Below are 15432 nucleotides of genomic sequence, written 5' to 3' on the forward strand. Positions count from 1 at the left end.
CCATGCTGAGGAACCTCAGCGCAGCACCGGCGGAAGGAGCCGCACGTGCCGCACATCGCCGTCGTGGGTTCGGGGCCGAGCGGGGTCTACGCCGCCCAGTGCCTCGTCCAGCAGCTGCGCGTCCCGGACGTCCGGGTCGACGTGCTCGACCGGCTGCCCTGCCCGTTCGGACTGGTGCGCTACGGCGTGGCGCCCGACCACGAGAAGATCAAGTCGCTCCAGGGGAATCTGCGCAAGGTGCTGGAGGACGACCGGGTGCGGTTCCTCGGCGGTGTCGAGGTCGGCCCGGCGCTGCCGCCCGCCAGGCTGCTCGAGCTGTACCACGCGGTCGTGTACTGCGTGGGCGCCGCGGCCGACCGCCGGCTCGGGGTGCCGGGCGAGGATCTGCCCGGCAGCTGGTCCGCCACCGACTTCGTGGCCTGGTACAGCGCACATCCGGACGCGCGTGACAACGGATTCGTCCGGGGCGTGCGCGCCGCCGTCGCGATCGGCGTGGGCAATGTCGCCGTGGACGTCACCCGGATGCTGGCCCGCGGCGCGGCCGAGCTGGCGCCCACCGACATGCCGCAGGCCGCGCTGTCCACCCTGGGTGCCAGCGAGGTGCGGGACGTGTACATGGTGGGGCGGCGCGGACCGTCGCAGGCCCGCTTCACGACCAAGGAGCTGCGCGAGCTGGCGTCGCTGCCGGACACCCGGCTGGTGCTGGACGAGGCCGAGTTGGCGCTCGACCCGGCGTACGCGGACCCGTCGGCGCTGCCCGCGGCGAACCGGCGGAACGTGGAGGTGCTGCGCGGCTGGGCCGCCCTGCCGGACGAGGAGCGGCGGCGCCGGATCCATCTGCGGTTCTTCCTGCGGCCGGTCGAGATCGTCGGGCGGGACGGGCAGGTGGCCGGAGTGCGGTTCGAGCGGACCCGGCCGGACGGCGCCGGCAGGGCCGTCGGCACGGGGACGTACGAGGAGATCGGCGCGCAGTTGGTGCTGCGGTCGGTGGGGTACCGCGGGGTGCCGCTGGCGGGACTGCCGTTCGACGCGGAGCGCGGCACCGTGCCGCAGCTGGCCGGGCGGGTGCTGCGCGACGGCCGGGTGTCGGCCGGCGAGTACGTCGCGGGCTGGATCAAGCGCGGCCCGACGGGCGTCATCGGCACCAACCGGCCGTGCGCCAAGGAGACCGTGGCCGCCCTGCTCGACGACGCCCCGGCGCTCGCGGCGAGGACGCTCGCCCGGGATCCGCTGGCCGGACTCGTCGGTGCCGGGGTGCGGCCGGTCGACTGGGCGGGCTGGCTCGGGATCGAGCGCGCCGAGGCGGAGCTGGGACGCGCGCTCGGTCGCGGACCGGTGAAGATCCCGGACTGGGAAGGGCTGTTGGGCGCCGCGGGCGCCGGTTCGTAGGCGATCCGTGTCGGGCCCCGGGGCCCGACACGTCCCGGCAACATCCGTGCAATCAACAAAACGTTTAACCCGAATACGGTCTCGTGCTGCCGCCCCTCCCGCTGTCCCCCGGGACTCCCTTGGCCTTGGAGCACGTATGCCACAGACACACCCTGTCGATCAGGTCCCGCCCGTACGCCAGTTGGCGGCGTTCGGGCTGCAGCACGTTCTCGCCATGTACGCGGGCGCGGTCGCCGTTCCGCTGATCGTGGGCGGCGCGATGAAGCTGCCGCCCGCCGATCTCGCATATCTGATCACCGCCGACCTGCTGGTGTGCGGGATCGCGACGCTGATCCAGTGCGTCGGCGTGTGGCGCTTCGGCATCCGGCTGCCCATCGTGCAGGGGTGCACGTTCGCGGCGGTCTCGCCGATGGTGCTGATCGGGACGACGGGCGGCGGGCTGCCCGCCATCTACGGCGCGGTGATCGTGGCAGGGCTCGCGATGATGCTGCTCGCGCCGGTCTTCGGGCGGCTGCTGCGCTTCTTCCCGCCCCTGGTGACCGGCACGGTGATTCTGATCATCGGGCTCTCGCTGCTGCCGACCGCGGGTACGTGGGCGGCCGGCGGGGCCGGTGCGGAGGACTTCGGGGAGCCGAAGAACCTCGCCCTCGCCGCGTTCGTGCTGGTGCTCGTGCTCGGGGTGCAGCGGTTCGCGCCGCCCGCGCTGAGCCGGGTCGCGGTGCTCGTCGGCATCGTGGTCGGCACGGCAGTGGCGATACCCACCGGGTTCACGGACTTCGGGGCGGTCGGGGACGCGAACTGGGTGGGGATCAGTACGCCGTTCCACTTCGGGGCGCCCGAGTTCCACGGCGCGGCGATCGTGTCGATGCTGATCGTGGCCCTGGTGACGATGACCGAGACGACCGGTGACTTCATCGCGGTCGGCGAGATGACGGAGCGCCCGGTGGAGCGGCGCGCGCTCGCCGACGGTCTGCGCGCCGACGGCTTCTCGACCGTCCTCGGCGGGGTCTTCAACACCTTCCCGTACACGGCGTTCGCGCAGAACGTCGGCCTGGTCGGCATGACGAAGGTGCGCAGCCGCTGGGTGGTGGCCGTCGCGGGCGGCATCCTCGTGGTGCTCGGACTGCTGCCGAAGCTGGGCGCGGTGATCGCCGCGATACCGTCGCCGGTCCTGGGCGGCGCGGGTCTGGTCATGTTCGGAACGGTCGCGGCGAGCGGCCTGAAGACCCTGTCCAAGGTCGAGTTCGAGGGCAACGGCAATCTGACGGTGGTCGCCGTGTCCGTCGCGCTCGGTGTGCTGCCGGTGGGCGTGCCGACGCTCTACGAGAAGTTCCCGCACTGGTTCCAGACGGTGATGGACAGCGGGATCAGCGCGGGCTGCATCACGGCGATCGTACTGAACCTGGTCTTCAACCACCTTCCGCAGAAGGACCGTTCCACCGAGGCGCCGGCCGAGATCACCGAGGTCCCGGTCGTTCCCGCCCAGGCGGCGCCGAGCGCGGACGCGCCGGTGAAGTAGCGGCAGGGGTAAGGACCGTAGGGGTGGCCGCGGATCGCGGCCACCCCTACGGCATGTCCGGTTCAGGCGCCGAGCCGCCGCTCCTGGCGGTCGGCCGCGGCCAGGACGCTGTCCAGGAGGCCGGGGAACAGGGCGTCGAGATCGGCTCTGCGCAGTCCGTTCAGCTTCGTGGTGCCGCGGTAGACCTGCTCGATCACACCGCTCTCGCGCAGCACCCGGAAGTGGTGCGTGGTCGTGGACTTGGTGACGGGCAGATCGAAGTGCGAGCAGGACAGCTCGACGCTCCGCGCACTGGCCAGCTCGCGGACGACCGCGAGGCGCATCGGGTCGGACAGCGCGTGCAGCACCCCTTCGAGGCGGATCTCCTCGCGGGCCGGATGCGCCAGCGTGCGGCCTCCGGTGGCCTGCGGTGCTGCGGTCGCCATGACGACCTCCCCTTCACGTCTCTCTGTCGAGCGGCTCATCGCTCATTGTACGAGAACCTTCGTAGTTTGACATTCGCCGTACTACGATGGCTATCGTACGAGGTACCAGTCGAGCCCATACGAATGGAGTCCGCCGTGAGCGCGCTGTTCGAGCCCTTCACCCTCCGGTCGCTGACCGTCCCGAACCGCGTCTGGATGCCGCCGATGTGCCAGTACAGTGCCGCCGCGGAGGGCCCGCTGACCGGCGCCCCCACGGACTGGCACTTCCAGCACTACGGCGCCCGCGCGGCCGGCGGCACGGGCCTGATCATCGTCGAGGCGACGGGGGTCAGCCCCGAGGGCCGCATCTCCCCGTACGACCTCGGCATCTGGAACGACGCACAGGTCGAGGCCTTCCGTCGGATCACCGCGTTCCTGAAGTCGCAGAACACGACCCCGGGCATCCAGCTGGGTCACGCGGGCCGCAAGGCCTCCACCGACCGCCCCTGGCTGGGCGGCGCCCCGGTCGGCCCGGAGGCCCACGGCTGGCAGGCCGTCGCGCCGAGCGCCGTCGCCTTCGACGAGCAGCACCCGGTGCCCGCCGAGCTGACCGTCGACGGCATCAAGGAGATCGTGCGGGAGTTCGCCGCCGCGGCGCGGCGCTCGCTCGACGCCGGGTTCGAGGTCGTCGAGATCCACGGTGCGCACGGTTACCTGATCGGTCAGTTCCTCTCCCCGCACTCCAACAAGCGCACCGACGAGTACGGCGGTTCCTACGAGAACCGCACCCGGTTCGCCCTGGAGGTCACCGACGCCGTACGCGCCGTGTGGCCCGAGGAACTGCCGGTGTTCTTCCGCATCTCCGCCACCGACTGGCTGGACGGGCAGGAGGGCTGGACCGCCGACGACACCGTCCGGTTCACCGCCGAGCTCAAGGAGCACGGAGTGGACCTGGTCGACGTGTCGACCGGTGGCAACGCCTCCGGCGTCCGCATCCCGGTCGGCCCCGGCTACCAGGTGCCGTTCGCCGCGCGCGTGCGCAACGAGGCCGGCGTCCCGGCCGCCGCGGTCGGTCTGATCACCGAGGTCCAGCAGGCCGAGAAGATCCTGGTGGACGGCGAGGCGGACGCCGTGCTGCTCGGTCGTGAGCTGCTGCGCGACCCGTCGTTCGCACGGCACGCGGCCCGCGAGCTCGGCGCCGACGTGCACGTGCCGGACCAGTACCACCGGTCCGTCTGAGTCCGAAGGGTCCGGACCGGTCCGGTCCGAGCCGGATGAGCCCGAGCCGAAAGGCCGGGGCGAGCCAGGGCCGGGAGAGCCCGAGAAAAGAGACACGCGTCAGGGCGGAGGCGACAGCGCCTCCGCCCTGACGCGTGTGCGCGTACGGGTCTGGGCCGGTGCCCATCACCCGCACGGGCACGGTGGGCGCGTGCACATGGCCGGGTCCAGGGGGCGTACTCGATGCTGAACAACCACCGGCCACGCGCCTGACCACCGGAAAGAACGGTGCCGCGCGGGGCCGCTGTCTCCTTTCTCGGCAATTCCACGGCATTTCCACGGCAATCTCCGGCAACCCCTGCTGCGCCGACGCGCGCACGCGGGAAGGACTGTGATGCTCTCTCTACCCGACGCGGTGCACGCGGCAGCCACCCGCACCGCCATGCGGCGGCTGCTGCCGGTGCTCGGCCTCGCCTATTTCATGTCGTACGTGGACCGGACGAACATCGCGCTGGCCAAGACCCGGCTCGAGGCCGACATCGGGGTGAGCGCGGCCGCGTACGGACTGGGCGCCGGCATCTTCTTCGTCAGCTACGCGCTGCTCGAAGTGCCCAGCAACATGGTGCTCTACCGGGTGGGCGCCCGGGTGTGGATCGCGCGGATCGCGGTGAGCTGGGGGCTGGTCTCGGCCGCCATGATGTTCGTGCAGGGGGAAGTCTCGTTCTACGTCCTGCGGTTCGTGCTCGGCGCCGCCGAGGCCGGGCTCTATCCGGCGCTGATGTACACGGTGACGCTCTGGTTCGCCCAGCGGCACCGGGTGCCGGTCGTCGGGCTCGTCTACACCGCGCCCGCGCTCGCCACCCTGCTCGGCGCACCGGCCGGCGGCGGGCTCATGAGCCTGGACGGGGTGGCCGGGCTCAAGGGCTGGCAGTGGATGTTCCTCGTCGAGGGTCTGGTGACCGTGGCGATCGGCGTCCTGGTGTGGTTCGTGCTGCCGAGCCGCCCGGAGGACGCCCGGTGGCTGTCGGCCGAGCAGGCCGCCTCGCTGACCCGGCACGCGGCCGCCGGAGCCGAACCGTCGCCGCACCGGCTGCGCGGCAACCTCGGCCTCGCCTTCGCCCGCCCCATCGTGCTGCTGCTGTCCGGGACCTACTTCGTGAACCAACTCGTCGGATCCGCCGTCGGGTTCAACCTGCCGTCGATCGTGCAGGGACTCGGCGTCTCGGGTCCGCTGAACATCGGGCTCGTCACCGGGACGATGGGCCTGGCCATCCTCGCGGGCGTGCTCTTCTTCCCCTGGCTGCAGAGCCGGGTGGGCCGGGACACCGACCTGATCGTGGTGTGCGCGCTCGCCGGGACGGGGATCATGGCCGCATATCTGGCGGTCGACGCCGCCGGAGCACGGTTCGCGCTGCTGTTCGCCGCGAACTTCTTCCTCACCGGGACGCTGCCCCTGTTCTGGTCCGTGGCGATGTCCCGGATGTCGGGTCTGATGGCCGCCGTGGGGCTGGCCTTCATCAACACGATCGGACTGCTCGGCGGCTTCGTCGGGCCACTGGTGTTCGGTGTCATCGAGGACCGCGGCGGTGACGCGGACGCCCCGTTCGTCTTCGTCGTCGTCGCGGGCCTGGTGGGCAGCGTGCTCGCCGCGGCGCTGAAGTGGATGGTGGGCCGCGAGGAGCGGACCGGCGTGCCCGCCGTGGCAGCGGCCGTCGACTGAACGAACCCTCGCCCCGTTGTTGGGCGGTTGCCCAGGTGACGCCCCGGTCACCTGGGCAACCGCCCGTTCCTCTTCCCAGGCGGCAGGGCGGATGCCTATCCTCCGGCCATGAACGACGAGTCGGCGCTGCGCCGCGAGCTGGCCCTGACGCTGCTCACCGATCTCGACCCGCTGATCGCCGACCTGGCGGCCGACATCTGCGCCCACAGCACGCGCTACGCCAGTGGCCGTCCCGTCTCGCGCGAGGACCTCGAACGCACCCTGCGCGGCAACATGGAGCTGGCGCTCGGCGAGTTCGGCCGGCTGCCCGGTGACCGGTGCCGCTTCGAGGCCGTCGCCGCGGACAACGGGCGTCTGCGCGCCGAGCAGGGCATGCCGCTGGCCACCGTGCTGAAGGCCTACCGGCGCGGCGGGCGCGTCCTGTGGCAGGCCATGGCCGACTGGATGCGGGACCGGCCCCCGTCCCAGCAGCGGCTGATGGGTGACATGGCCGGCGCGGTGTGGGAGACCATCGACCGGTTCTCCTCCGAGATGGCCGACTCCTACCGGCTGCGCACCCTGGAGCTGGAGCATCGTGACGCGTCCCGGCGCGGCGCCCTGTTCGAGGCGCTGCTCGACGGCCGGGCCGGCGACCCGGCGGTGGCCGCCGCGGCCGCCTCCGCCCTCGGCGTGCCGCGCCACGACCGGTACGTGGTGGTCCTCGTCGCCCAGGACGCCCGTGACCCCGCCTCGCCGCCCGATCCCGGGCCCGCCCTGGAGACGGCCGGCATGTGGTCGTTCTGGCGCTCGCGCGGCGAGACCGTGGCGGGCCTCGTCCGGCTGGGGGCGCACGAGCCCGCGGTGCTCGTCGACATGCTGCGCGCCCATCTCGGCTACCGCGCCGGGGTCTCCCCCGCCTTCACCGAACTCGCCCTGGCCGACCAGGGGCTGCGGCTCGCCCGGCTGGCTCTCGACACCCTGGCGCCGGGCCACGGCGAGGTCGCCGAACTCGACGAACGGCTGGTGCACGCCGCACTCGGTACGGAGCCGGAGATCGCCGAGCGGCTGGTCGCGCGCTATCTGGACGGGGTGCTGAGCAGCGGCGTCGAGGGACCCGCCCTGCTCACGACGTTGCGGGTGTGGCTCGACTCGGGCTGCTCGGCGTCGCGCACCGCCACCCGGCTGTTCTGTCACCGCAACACGGTTCTCAACCGCATCAGCCGGGTCGCCGAACTCACCGGCTGGCCCGCCGAGTCCGGCGAGGCCCGGCTCGGCTGGGCGCTGGCCCTGCGCGCGCTCGAACTGGCTCCCTGAGCACATAGGGCACGGGCCACGGGTGGCCGCTGCCCAGCGCGCCGCCGGTGATGGTGGGCAGTTGCACATGGTGCCCGGTGGGGCGATGCCGGAAGCTGAGGCGGCCCGACCCGACCGCGCGTCCGTCCGACCGGGGCGTCGGCCACTCGAACGTGCACACATGCAAGGGAGCCGCTGTGCAACTGAGCGTCGCCACCGTCCTTCAGGAATCCGCCGCCCGCCACGCCGACCGCATCGCGGTCGTCGACGGCGACGTCCGCGTCAGCTACCGCACGCTGTGGCGCGAGGCCCTCCGCTTCGCCGCCCGGCTGCGGGCCCACGGCATCGGGCCGGGCGACCGCGTCGCCCTGCTGCTGCCCAACACCGTCGACTTCCCCCGCGCCTACTACGCGGTGCTCGCCGCAGGCGGGACCGTGGTTCCGGTGCACGCCCTGCTCGTCGCGGACGAGGTCGTCCATGTGCTGAAGCACAGTGGCTGCCGGGCCATCGTCACCGCCGAGCCGTACGGGCCGGTGGCGCGGGCCGCCGCAGAGGCCGCCGGGGTCGAGGTGCTCCACGTGAATGTCGACGGCGCCGACGGGGACGGCGGCGACGAGCAGTCGGCCGTCGCCGAGCCGCGCGATGCCGACGACACCGCCGTGATCCTGTACACCAGCGGTACCACGGGCCGGCCCAAGGGCGCCCTGCTCACCCACGCCAACCTGGTGCTGAACGCGTCGGTGTGCGCACAGGACCTGTTCGCCCTCACCCCGGACGACGTGGTCCTCGGCTGCCTGCCGCTGTTCCACAGCTTCGGCCAGTCCTGCGCCATGAACGCCGCCCTGCGCGCCGGGGCCACGCTCGTCCTCTGCCCGCGTTTCACCGGCCCGGGCACGCTGGAGCTGATGGCGCGCGAAGGCGTCACGGTCTTCATGGGCGTACCGACGATGTACCACGCGCTGGTCGAGGCGGCCACGGACGACGAGCGGCGGCCCGCGCTGCGGATGGCCGTCTCCGGGGGCGCGGCCCTGCCCGTCGCGCTCTTCGAACGTTTCGAGACCACGTTCTCCACCATGGTCCTGGAGGGGTACGGGCTGACGGAGACGTCTCCGGCGGCCACCTTCAACCAGCCGGCGTTCGGCCGCAGGCCGGGCACCGTCGGCCATCCGATCTGGGGTGTCGAGGCGGGCATCGCCGACGCCGAGACCGACGACCGCACGGTGCTGCTCGCGGAAGGCGAGGTCGGGGAGGTCGTGCTGCGCGGTCACAACATCTTCGCGGGCTACCTCGACGACCCGGCGGCGAGCGCGGCCGCCGTCGTCGACGGCTGGTTCCGTACCGGTGACCTCGGGGTGCGGGACGCCGAAGGGCGCCTCAGCATCGTCGACCGCAAGAAGGACCTCATCATCCGCGGCGGCTTCAACGTCTACCCGCGCGAGGTGGAGGAGGTGCTCGCCCGGCATCCGGCCGTCGCCCAGGTGAGCGTCATCGGCCTGCCCGACGAGGAGCGCGGCGAGGAGGTGTGCGCCGCCGTCGTGCTGCGGCCGGGCACCACGGTCAGCGGCGAGGACATCGTCGCCTGGGCCCGCGAGCGGCTCGGCCGGCACAAGTACCCGCGTGTCGTGCGCCTGTTGAGCGAGCTGCCGCTCGGTCCGAGCGGCAAGATCCTCAAGCGGGAACTGCAGAAGGAGTGCCGATGAGCGTCGTCGAGACCACGAGCGGAGCGGTGCGCGGCCGCGTCGAGGGCGGGGTGACGGTCTTCCGGGGCATCCCGTACGCGGCACCGCCGGTCGGTCCGCTGCGGCTGCGGCCCCCGGAGCCGGCCGACCCCTGGGACGGGGTCATGGAGGCCGCGGACTTCGGCCCCACCGCCCCCAAGAACCCGTACGCCGCGCCCCTGGACGCGCTGCTGCCCGATCCGGACGTGCCCGGCGACGGCTGGCTCAACCTCAATGTGTGGACGCCCGCGCCGGACGGTGACCCGCGCCCGGTGATGGTCTGGATCCACGGCGGCTCCCTGCGCAACGGCTCCTCGGCCGTGCCGGTCTACGACGGCCGGGCGTTCGCCCGGGACGGCGTGGTGCTCGTCTCCCTCAACTACCGCCTCGGCATCGAGGGGTTCGGCGTCTTCCCCGACGCCCCGGCCAATCTCGGACTGCGCGACCAGCTGGCCGCGCTCGCCTGGGTGCGGGACAACATCCGTCGCTTCGGCGGCGACCCGGACAACGTGACGGTGTTCGGCGAGTCCGCGGGCGCCATCAGCATCGGTGCCCTGCTGGCGAGTCCGCACGCGAAGGGGCTCTTCCACCGGGCGGTGCTGCAGAGCGGCGCGCCTTCGGCCGTGTCCCGGGACTCCGCCGCGCGCACCACCGCCGCCATCGCCGAACAGCTCGGCATCGAGGCCACCGCGGAGGCCTTCGCCGCTGCCGATCCCGGCCGCCTGCTCGCCGCTCAGCGGGATGTCACCCGGCGCGGCAATCCGCTGACCGGCGGCCTCGGTTTCCAGATCGTCGTCGACGGCGATGTCGTCCCCGAGGATCCCGTCACGGCGCTGGCGCGGGGCGCGGCCGACGGCGTCGACGTGCTCCTCGGCAGCAACACCGACGAGTACCGGCTGTGGTTCGTGCCCAGCGGTCTCGTCGACCGGATCGGCCGGGTCACGCTGCGTGCCGCCCTGCTCAAGCAGCGGGCCCCGTGGCGCGCCCCGCGCGTCTACCGGGCCGCGCGGCCCGGCGCGTCCCCGGGCGAGATCCTCGGCGCCATCGCGACCGACACCCTGCTGCGCGTTCCGTTCAACCGGCTCGCCGACGCGCGCACGGGCCGGCCCGGGCGCACGTTCCTCTACGAGTTCGCCTGGCCGTCGCCCGTGCAGCGGCTCGGCGCCTGCCACGCCCTGGAGATCGGCTTCGTCTTCGACACGCTCGGCACGGCGGACAGCCGCCTGCTCACCGGGGACGGCGCCCCGCAGGAACTGGCCGACGCGATGCACGGCGCCTGGGTCTCGTTCGCCGCCACCGGCGACCCCGGCTGGCCCCGGTGGGACGACGGCCGGCCGGTCATGACCTTCGCCGCAGACGGCGCGCGGGTGGTCCCCGCTCCCCGCGAGGAGGAGCGCTGCCTGTGGCGCTGACCGCGTCCCGCACCACCACCTCCACACCCGCACCCGCACCCGCACGGACACGACAGGGAGACCGCTCCATGAAGATCCGTCCCCGCGCTCTGGCCGCCTCCGCCGCGCTCTGCGCGGCCGTCGCCGCCGCTCCCCCCGCCGTCGCTGCCGACAGCGGCGGCGGGCTCAGCTACGTGGCGTTGGGCGATTCCTACGCCGCAGCGCCGCTCGTCCTGCCGACCGACACCACGGACCGCGCGTGTCTGCGGTCGCTGGCCGACTATCCGCACGTCGCGGCCAGGGAACTGGGCGCCTCCTTGACCGACGTCAGTTGTTCCGGCGCCACCTCCGACGACTTCACGACCTCCCAGTTCCCGGGGACGGCACCGCAGTACGACGCGCTGAGCGAGGACACGGACGTCGTCAGCATCACCATCGGCGGTAATGACACGGCCCTGTTCAACCTTGCGGTGAGCTGCGTGAACGTCCTGCCGAAGCCGCTCGGCACCAGCTGCGCCGAGCGCAACACCGCCGGCGGGACGGACAAGGTGCAGGCGGCCATCGACGCCTGGGCCCCCACGTTCGACACCGTCCTGGACACGATCCACCGGCGCGCGCCCCACGCCCGCGTGCTCGTCGTCGGGTACGGCGCCTACCTGCGGCCCGGCGGCTGCTACCCGGCGCAGCCGTTCTGGAAGGAGGACGCCGACTATCTCCAGGGGAAGGTCGATCACCTCGGCGCGGTCCTGCGTGAGGCCGCCGCCCGGCACGGGGACACGTTCGTGGACACCGCCGCCCTCGGCGCCGGGCACGACGCGTGTGCGGCGCCCGCCGACCGTTACGTCGAGGGCGCCGTCTCCACCCGTGACGCGTTCCCCCTGCATCCGAACGCGACCGGTTCGCGGGCCTTCGGGAAGGCGGTGGCCGCCGCGGTCCGCCGCTGACGGACACCTCCCGGCCCAGGCGGCTGCATCCGACACGGCCCGGCGAACTGAACGGTGGTTGACACGACGTGTCCGATTCACGGATCCGCCGTGCTTCGTCAGCTTCCGCCGTCAGAGGTGACCGATGTCAGCCGGTTCTCAGTTGAATCACCCGTCGCCCGGGGATCTCGCGCTGTTCGCCCTCGACGGTGATCTGTCGGAGGAGGCCGAGCGCCATGTGCGGGACTGCGCGTCGTGCCGATCGACACTCGCGCAGTTCGTACGCGTGACGGAGGCCGCCCGGGCCGGTGCGACGGACCCGGTGCGGCCTCCGGCAGAGGTGTGGGAGACGATCCGCGACCAGCTGTAGCTCAGGTGCGCGAGCCCGTGGGGGTGCCGCCCGCGGGCAGGCCACGGCGCGCGATGGACTCCCTCGCCGCTTCCCGGGGGTGCCGGCGGCGCCAGTAGGGGTTGTCGTGGGGCAGCCTGCTGGACACCCGGCCGTACATCCCGAACGTGAGGATGACCAGGCCCATCACGAAGCTGAAGATGACGTTGGTCATGCCGAAGCCGAGCACGTTCGCGCCCTTGTCCAGGATGAAGATGTGGACGAAGCCGCTGATCAGGAACAGGGTGCCCACGACCATGTTGAGCGTGGAGGCGACGTTGCCGCCGATGACGGCTCCGGCGATCAGGGCGACGCCGACGACGACCGAGATGAGACTGAGGACGCCGTTGGTGGACATGCCCGCGATGTGGCTGCCGTCCGTGTCGAACGGGCTGAGCTGATCGGCGAAGCCGAGGCAGCCGAAGACGAGCAGCACGACGCCGCAGAACGCGGCGCCCCACCGGTACACCTGGGACAGTTTGTGATCGACGGGAAGTTCGTCCTTGAGTTCCATGATGCGGGCACCTTTCTGGTCCACCACGTCCAGTAACCCCTCCCGGAGATCACTTCGCCCCGTTTTGCCCTCTTGGTTGCACGTGATCCGGAACATCACTCCTTGCTGAGCCGGCTCGGCCACCAGGACTTCGGTCCGATGTCCCTGACCAGTGCGGGAACCAGCAGAGAGCGGACGACCAGGGTGTCGAGGAGCACGCCGAAGGCGACGATGAAGGCGATCTGGACGAGGAACGCCAACGGGATGACCCCGAGGGCGGCGAAGGTCGCGGCCAGGACGACACCGGCCGAGGTGATCACCCCGCCCGTGGCCACGAGCGCCTTGAGGATGCCCTCGCGGACGCCGTGTTCCAGGGACTCCTCCCGGGCCCGCGACATCAGGAAGATGTTGTAGTCCACGCCCAGCGCGACGAGGAACACGAACCCGTACAGGGGCACGGAGGCGTCGGTGCCGGAGAAGCCGAAGACGTGCCGGAACACCAGCGAGGAGATGCCGAGCGTCGCGGCGAAGTTGAGCGCCACCGTCGCGACCAGGATCAGCGGCATCAGGACGGAGCGCAGCAGCCCGACGAGGATGACCAGGATGATGGCGAGCACCACGGGGACGATCAGCGCGCGGTCGTGTTCGGCGGTGCGCTGGGTGTCGTACTGCTGGGCGGTGTAGCCGCCGACCAGGGCGTCGGCGCCGTCGATCCCGTGCAGGGCGGTGCGCAGCCGGGCGACGGTGGCCTTGGCGGCGTCGCTGTCGGCGGCGTCCTCGAGCGTGACGTCCACGCGGATCCTGCCGTCCACGACCCGGGCCTTCCCGGCGCCGGGGCGGCCCTGCCCGGTCACCGGCGTCACGTCGGCGACTCCGGGCACCGCCTTGGCCCGCCCGACGATCCGCGCCTCGTGGTCGGCGTCGGCGATCACGACGGCCGGGTTGCCGGAGCCGCCCGGGAAGTGCTCGGCGAGGGTGGCCTGGGCGGTGACCGACGGGGCGTCGTTGACGAAGATCTCGTCGAGGGGCACGCCCTTGGCGTTCAGGGTGGGGGCGAAGGCGGCGCAGGCCAGGAGGCCGATCAGCGCGACGGCCCAGATCCGGCGCGGCGACTGCCCGACGCGGTGGGCGATGCGCCGCCACACGCCGTGGCCGCCGCCTGCGGCCTCCGCCGGCTTGGGCCGTGCGGGCCAGTAGGCGGCGTTGCCCAGCAGGACCAGGGCCGCCGGCAGGAAGGTGAGGGTGGTCAGGACCGCGCAGACGATGCCGATGGCGCCCACCGGGCCGAGGGCGCGGTTGTTGGTGAGGTCGCTGAGCAGCAGGGCGAGCAGGCCGAGCGCGACCGTGGCGGCGCTGGCGACGACGGCCCCGGTGGAGCGGCGCAGAGCGGCGCGCATCGCGGTGAACCGGTTCTCCCCCGCGGCCAGCTCCTCGCGGTAGCGGGCGGTGAGCAGCAGGGCGTAGTCGGTGGCCGCGCCGATCACCAGGATCGACAGGATGCCCTGGACCTGGCCGTCGACCCGGACGACGTCGTGGTCGGCGAGGACGTAGACGACGGCGCAGGCGACCCCCAGGGCGAACACCGCGCCGAGGATGATCACGAAGGGGAGCAGGACGCTCCGGTAGACCAGCAGGAGGATGACCAGGACCGTGATCAGGGCGACGCCGAGGAGGAGTCCGTCGATCCCGGCGAAGGCGTCGGAGAGGTCGGCCTGACTGGCGGCCGGTCCGGCGAGCACCGCCGTGGCGCCGGTGACCGCGTCCGCGCGGTCGGAGATCCGGTCGAGGGTGGGCGCCAGGTCGTCGCCGAGGTCGGGCCGGAGCTGGACCACGCCCTCCAGGGCCTTGCGGTCGCCCGACGGGATCGCGGGCGAGACCTGGCCGACCACCCCCGGCGTGCCCTTCAGCGTGGCCAGCGCGCGGGTGGCGGCGCCGCGCTGCGCGCTGTCGAGGGTGCCCTTGTCGTCGGCGGTCCAGACGACGATCACCGGCAGCGTCTCGTCGTCCTGGAAGGCCCGCTGCGCCTCGATCACCCGGGTCGATTCGGCGCTGCGCGGCAGGAAGGCGGCCTGGTCGTTGGTGGACACCTCGCCCAGGCGCCCGGCATAGGGACCCAGGGTGCCGCCGACGGCGAGCCAGACGAAGAGCAGGACAAGAGGCACGAGCCACCGAGTACCTCGGGGGGTGCGGGACATGGTTCTCCCAGAGCAGCGACAGCGGGGATCTCGGAACAGTCGGAGACACAGGAATCTCAACGCCAAAGTATCTTAATGATTGAGCTAAAAATCTCCGACGCGGGGTTCCGTGGTCATCATTCGCCGACTGCCCGCCGATCGGATGCGGCATGCCCCGGTCGGCCGGGATCAGCCGCGCTGCGCGCTCCGGGTTTCGGCCAGTTCTTCGTTGAGGACGTTCAGAAAGCGCAGGACGACGGCCAGTTCGGGCTCGTCGAAGCGGCGCCTGGCCCGCTCCGTGGCCTCGGCGAGCGGGGTGAAGTGCTTGCGGGCCTGCGCCTGCGCGCTGGGCACGTAGTGCAGGTGGACGACCCGCCGGTCCGCGCTCTCGCGGACCCGCTTGACGTGTCCGGCGCGCTCCAGGCGGTCCACGCAGGCGCTGACGGCGCCCGAGGTGAGCCCGAGGCGCTGCCGCAGCAGGCTGGGGGTGAGGGGCGTCTCGGAGTCCAGGATGGCGGCGAGCGCCTGGACGTCCGTGGGGTGCAGTTCCTGCCCGGCCGCGAAGGCGTGAATGAGCCGGTTCAGTTCGCCGTTGAGCCGGCGCAGCTCGACGGCGAGGGCGCGCAGGTCCGGGTGCGACGGCGCGGACGCGGGCTCCGGGTCGCCGGCGGCGGGGCCCCCTCGGGGTTCACGGTTGTCCACTCGCTCACCCTATCGACGCCGTCCGCGATCCCCCGCCCCGCGACCGCTCGCGCCCCTGTTCACACCCCCTGTCACGGCGTGGCCCACCGTCCACCAATCCGCCGCCCGACCCGCTCCGGAT

General features: G+C 72.5%; 13 protein-coding genes. 9 read left to right on the plus strand and 4 right to left on the minus strand.

Annotated features, from left to right (window positions below):
• Positions 1–45 precede the first annotated feature (45 nt).
• Positions 46–1389: an NAD(P)-binding protein gene (locus ABT127_RS11655; RefSeq protein WP_351447372.1), complete on the plus strand. Its 1344-nt coding sequence runs from the start codon at positions 46–48 to the stop codon at positions 1387–1389.
• A 136-nt stretch (positions 1390–1525) separates the two neighbouring features.
• Complete coding sequence (locus ABT127_RS11660) at positions 1526–2908, plus strand: nucleobase:cation symporter-2 family protein (RefSeq protein ID WP_351447375.1); 1383 nt, start codon at positions 1526–1528, stop codon at positions 2906–2908.
• Between the two features lie 62 nt (positions 2909–2970).
• Here the strand turns inward: ABT127_RS11660 and ABT127_RS11665 are convergent, their stop codons facing one another.
• The gene (locus ABT127_RS11665) at positions 2971–3333 is read right to left on the minus strand and encodes an ArsR/SmtB family transcription factor (protein WP_351447378.1); all 363 of its coding nucleotides are present in this window, start codon (positions 3331–3333) and stop codon (positions 2971–2973) included.
• A 135-nt stretch (positions 3334–3468) separates the two neighbouring features.
• Here ABT127_RS11665 and ABT127_RS11670 point away from each other — a divergent pair, with 135 nt between their 5' ends.
• The 7 genes from ABT127_RS11670 to ABT127_RS11700 all read left to right on the plus strand — a co-directional run bounded on the left by ABT127_RS11670 (position 3469) and on the right by ABT127_RS11700 (position 11924).
• Positions 3469–4551, plus strand: a complete 1083-nt coding sequence (locus tag ABT127_RS11670; protein WP_351447381.1) for an NADH:flavin oxidoreductase/NADH oxidase — start codon at positions 3469–3471, stop codon at positions 4549–4551.
• A gap of 373 nt (positions 4552–4924) precedes the next feature.
• Positions 4925–6250, plus strand: coding sequence for an MFS transporter (locus ABT127_RS11675; RefSeq protein WP_351447383.1), 1326 nt, complete (start codon positions 4925–4927; stop codon positions 6248–6250).
• 108 nt (positions 6251–6358) lie between these two features.
• Positions 6359–7543, plus strand: a complete 1185-nt coding sequence (locus ABT127_RS11680; protein WP_351447386.1) for a PucR family transcriptional regulator — start codon at positions 6359–6361, stop codon at positions 7541–7543.
• 176 nt (positions 7544–7719) lie between these two features.
• A complete protein-coding gene (locus tag ABT127_RS11685; protein WP_351447389.1) occupies positions 7720–9222 on the plus strand; it encodes a long-chain-fatty-acid--CoA ligase in 1503 nt (500 codons plus the stop codon).
• Positions 9219–10652: a carboxylesterase/lipase family protein gene (locus tag ABT127_RS11690; RefSeq protein WP_351447392.1), complete on the plus strand. Its 1434-nt coding sequence runs from the start codon at positions 9219–9221 to the stop codon at positions 10650–10652. Before ABT127_RS11685 ends, ABT127_RS11690 begins: the two co-directional genes overlap by 4 nt.
• 68 nt (positions 10653–10720) lie before the next feature.
• A complete protein-coding gene (locus ABT127_RS11695) occupies positions 10721–11575 on the plus strand; it encodes an SGNH/GDSL hydrolase family protein (RefSeq protein ID WP_351447395.1) in 855 nt (284 codons plus the stop codon).
• A 124-nt stretch (positions 11576–11699) separates the two neighbouring features.
• Positions 11700–11924, plus strand: a complete 225-nt coding sequence (locus ABT127_RS11700; RefSeq protein WP_351447397.1) for a hypothetical protein — start codon at positions 11700–11702, stop codon at positions 11922–11924.
• A 1-nt stretch (position 11925) separates the two neighbouring features.
• On the opposite strand, the gene ABT127_RS11705 is transcribed toward ABT127_RS11700, so the two are convergent.
• From ABT127_RS11705 to ABT127_RS11715, 3 genes are all read right to left on the minus strand, one after another.
• Positions 11926–12456 carry a DUF4383 domain-containing protein gene (locus tag ABT127_RS11705; RefSeq protein WP_351447400.1) on the minus strand — a complete coding sequence of 177 codons (531 nt, stop codon included), beginning with the start codon at positions 12454–12456 and terminating at the stop codon, positions 11926–11928.
• Positions 12457–12551: 95 nt separating this feature from the next.
• Complete coding sequence (locus tag ABT127_RS11710; protein WP_351447403.1) at positions 12552–14630, minus strand: MMPL family transporter; 2079 nt, start codon at positions 14628–14630, stop codon at positions 12552–12554.
• 168 nt (positions 14631–14798) lie between these two features.
• The gene (locus tag ABT127_RS11715; RefSeq protein ID WP_351447406.1) at positions 14799–15311 is read right to left on the minus strand and encodes a MarR family winged helix-turn-helix transcriptional regulator; all 513 of its coding nucleotides are present in this window, start codon (positions 15309–15311) and stop codon (positions 14799–14801) included.
• Positions 15312–15432 lie beyond the last annotated feature (121 nt).

The sequence above is a fragment of the Streptomyces sp. NPDC001904 genome, from assembly GCF_040297005.1.
Classification (GTDB): domain Bacteria; phylum Actinomycetota; class Actinomycetes; order Streptomycetales; family Streptomycetaceae; genus Streptomyces.